5 protein-coding genes are annotated in these 3,613 nt (G+C 36.9%); 1 reads left to right on the top strand and 4 read right to left on the bottom strand.

What is annotated here, in order from left to right; translation table 11 throughout:
• Nucleotides 1–304 precede the first annotated feature (304 nt).
• Entirely contained in the window at nucleotides 305–1,621 is a 1,317-nt protein-coding gene (locus AC1DND_RS22755; RefSeq protein WP_215128917.1) for a nicotinamide mononucleotide adenylyltransferase, read from the top strand.
• A 1-nt stretch (nucleotide 1,622) separates the two neighbouring features.
• On the opposite strand, the gene AC1DND_RS22750 is transcribed toward AC1DND_RS22755, so the two are convergent.
• The 4 genes from AC1DND_RS22750 to AC1DND_RS22735 all read right to left on the bottom strand — a co-directional run.
• Nucleotides 1,623–1,904 carry a Txe/YoeB family addiction module toxin gene (locus tag AC1DND_RS22750; protein ID WP_477584878.1) on the bottom strand — a complete coding sequence of 94 codons (282 nt, stop codon included), beginning with the start codon at nucleotides 1,902–1,904 and terminating at the stop codon, nucleotides 1,623–1,625.
• Nucleotides 1,886–2,095: a DUF2683 family protein gene (locus AC1DND_RS22745; RefSeq protein WP_477584877.1), complete on the bottom strand. Its 210-nt coding sequence runs from the start codon at nucleotides 2,093–2,095 to the stop codon at nucleotides 1,886–1,888. Before AC1DND_RS22745 ends, AC1DND_RS22750 begins: the two co-directional genes overlap by 19 nt.
• 29 nt (nucleotides 2,096–2,124) lie before the next feature.
• Entirely contained in the window at nucleotides 2,125–2,823 is a 699-nt protein-coding gene (locus AC1DND_RS22740) for a LytR/AlgR family response regulator transcription factor (RefSeq protein ID WP_477584876.1), read from the bottom strand.
• A partial coding sequence (locus tag AC1DND_RS22735; RefSeq protein WP_477584875.1) for a sensor histidine kinase occupies nucleotides 2,820–3,613 on the bottom strand: 794 nt, incomplete at its 5' end. The genes AC1DND_RS22740 and AC1DND_RS22735, both read right to left, overlap by 4 nt.

Below are 3,613 nucleotides of genomic sequence, written 5' to 3'. Positions count from 1 at the left end.
AGGTAAGTGTGATTGATACTGATTCAGGTTTCATAATAGTTTAAGTTTAGGTTTTATAAGGTTAATGCTGGATGGCATTAACCTTATTTTTTTTAAGTGTGGTCGTCATTTCGACCGGTGTTCCAAAGGAACTCCTTCGGAGGAGAAATCTGTCTGGTTGAATAAAGATATTAGATTTCTCAATTCCACTATGCTTCAGTCGAAATGACGCTGCCTTAAGGCCTTGCCGCCACATAAGTATTTAGATTGATTTTAAGTTACATTCTTAAAATCACCTTAATCTCATTTTTCGTACTTTTGCGGCATGGAGAGAGAAATTCTGGATACAAAGCGTAAAGCACTTAAAATAAACCTTGACCCGAGAATTTACGGCACCTTTGCCGAGATAGGAGCGGGACAGGAAGTTTCGAGAAACTTTTTTAATGCTGGCGCAGCATCTGGAACAGTTGCCAAAACGATGTCGGCTTACGACATGACTTTTAGCGACGCTATTTATGGAGCAGAAACCAATGGCCGTTATGTAAGTCAGAATCGCCTCTTGCAGATGCTCGATCACGAATTCGGTTTACTTAATGAGCGTTTATCTGGCGAAAAATACGAAAGCCGCACGTTTTTCGCCTTCGCTGATACCGTTACTACCCTGAATTACAAACGTACCAATGAGCCTCATGGCTGGGTTGGTATTCGTTTCCAGAGCGAGCCAGGTGGTTTACCAAACGAAATATTTTTCCACGTACGTTTGCTGGATACAGATGTAAACATGCAACAGCGTGTTTTAGGGATAATTGGTGTTAACCTACTTTATGCAGCATTTTACCATTATCAGGATCCAAAATTGATGGTAGAATCTTTAGCTGATAACTTAACTATCGGGTCTGTAGAAATCGACTTGATTTCGGTAAAAGGGCCGGCTTTTCCAGGTGTAGATAATATCCTGCTTAATCTGTATATGATTATGAAGGATTTCTCTGCAGCAGCAATTTTCGATGCAGATGCACATCCCCGTCAGGCCAAAGATCTTTTATACAAAAAGGATATTATGATTTTAAGGACCAAATATGGCCAGAAATCATTACCTAACTTTAACCTGTTTAATAAAGCTACCGATCAGTTTAAACGTACAAATAAGGTAGAAGAGGGGAACCTAGCGGTAATGATAGAGGTTTTGTTAACCAACGTTTTAACGGATGGACAAGAAACTCCTGATGATATCGACCTGGAAACAGTGGCTAAAAGAGCACAGGAAATGTGCGATACGGGTAACATCGTGATTGTATCTAACTTTACCCGCCACAACCGTCTGGCGAAATATTTGGCAAGGTGCAAACCTAAAAGTGTTGGCTTGGCAACAAACATCAACAACTTAAAATTTGTATTCAATTCTAAAAATTTTACCGGAGAAAATTATTCAGGTCAGTTATTAAGCTATGTGAACGATATGTTTAACACCAATGTGCGGTTATTTGCTTATCCTTTCCTAGACAAAAAGACCAATCAAGTAATTACCACGGAAAATATGCCGGTTACGCCAGAGGCAAAACCTTTATTCGATTTCCTTTTAATAAATGGGTATATTACTGATATCAAGGATTATAGTGAGGATGAGGTGAAGACGGTATAATTTATTTATCGCCGTAATGGCCGAGTGCTGRAATTATAGTAACGGTTACTATATTTTCTTCTATTTTATAAATTAACCTATCTTTTCGATTTATCTGCCTTGACCAGAAACCAGATAAATCGAATTTTAATCTTTCAGGTTTTCCAATCCCTACTTCTGGATGTTCTGACAGTTCGATGAAAATTTGATTTATTCTTTTAATTGAGGCTTTATCTCCAGATTTATAATGCGTTTCTAGATCTTTTTTTGCTAATTTTTCAACTTCTATAAAATACTTTCCCATATATTTTTAGGGTCTTTAATTCTGGTTACATTGCCCTTTTTGGCATTGGCCATTCTTTCCTTTATCTTAGAAACGAATTCGGGATTGTAAGGACTTTCCTCTTCTTTTTGAAAAGAAACATCTAAAGCTTTTAAAACAGCTTCAATTGCAGCCTCTTGTTTTTTATTTTTAGGATGTGCGATTATAGTCATAACAATTATTGTATAATCAAAATTACGAATTATTTTATCAACTTTTCAATTACCTGTTTATAGCTATCGCTTACAGGTAACTCCTTATCCGCTATAAATAAAGCGTTTTTTTTAATGGATGTTATTTTGTTGACATTTACGATAAATGATTTGTGAATCCTCTCGAAATAAGCGGGCAGTTGTTCTTCTACACTTTTCATACTCATGCGCACCACTGCGGCTTTTGGAATTGTTGAAGTATGGATTTGGATATAATCTTTGAGTCCTTCTATATAAGTAATCTCATTGTAATTGATCTTCATCAAGCTGTAGCCCACATTTACAAACATATAGCCCTGTTTGGGTAGGTTGTTATGTTCTGCTGACTGTTTGAGTTCGTAAAGATCTTTTGCTTTATTACATGCTTTCATAAAACGGTCGAGCGATACCGGTTTCATTAAATAATCTACCACATCGAGTGCAAAACCATCCAAAGCATATTGTTTATAGGCAGTTACAATAATTACCATTGGCTTTTTAACCAAACTCTGGATAAATTGTAAACCTGTAATACCAGGCATCTGGATATCGATAAAAATGAGGTCTATCGATTGTTCCTGCATAATTTTATTGGCAGCAAAAGCATCATCGCAACTGGCCACCAGTTCCAAAAATGGGATACGGCTGATGTTATCAGCCAGTAATTGCAGGGCTAAGGGCTCATCATCAATGGCTAAACATTTTATCATGCTGTTAATTTTAAAGTCAGGTAAACATTAAACCAGCCATCTTTTTTCTCAATTTCCAGTTGATGATTTTTACCGTATAGTAGGTTTAAGCGTCTGCTTACGTTCGAAAGACCAATGCCAGAGGCGGCATCTTTTACTTCATTCTCATCTTCGTTAAATTTATTTCGAACAGTAAACGTCAAAAGTTCGTCTTCTGTTTTTAAATCAACAAAAATCTGTGGTTTTTCAATCATTCCAACCCCATGTTTAAAGGCATTTTCGATAAATGGGATCAGTAACATGGGTTCTATTTCATCAAACTCACTTTCAATGTTAATGTTTGTTTCTATAACTACTTTTTTGCCGAAACGCTGTTTTTGCAGATCGATATAAGCCTGCAGGTATTCGGTTTCAGTTTTAATGGAGACCTTTTCTTCGTCGGTTTCATATAACATATATTGCATCAAACCGGATAATTTCATTACTGTTGGCTCCAATTCATTGCTTTTTAGTCTTACCAGTGCCACAATGTTGTTTAAAACATTAAAAATGAAGTGCGGACTGATCTGCGACCGTAAAAACGAAAGTTCGGTTTTCATGTTCTCCTGTTCGCGCTGCAAAGCTCTTTTTTCTTCACTGATCCGGTCTGAGATCATGGTAAAGGCGGTACTGGCGGCAATGGTTAATAAAAAAGTTGGTGTGTTAAACCAAAGGGTTCTGCCGAGGTTGAAATCAAAATTGGGTAGTAAAATTCTGAACAATATGGAGTGAATGGTAATCGCTAAAAGTAAACACCCGATAAATGATAAGC

Source organism: Pedobacter sp. 01N416 (assembly GCF_056399685.1).
Note: the sequence above shows the minus strand (reverse complement) of the source record. Positions and strands in the feature narration are given on the sequence as shown.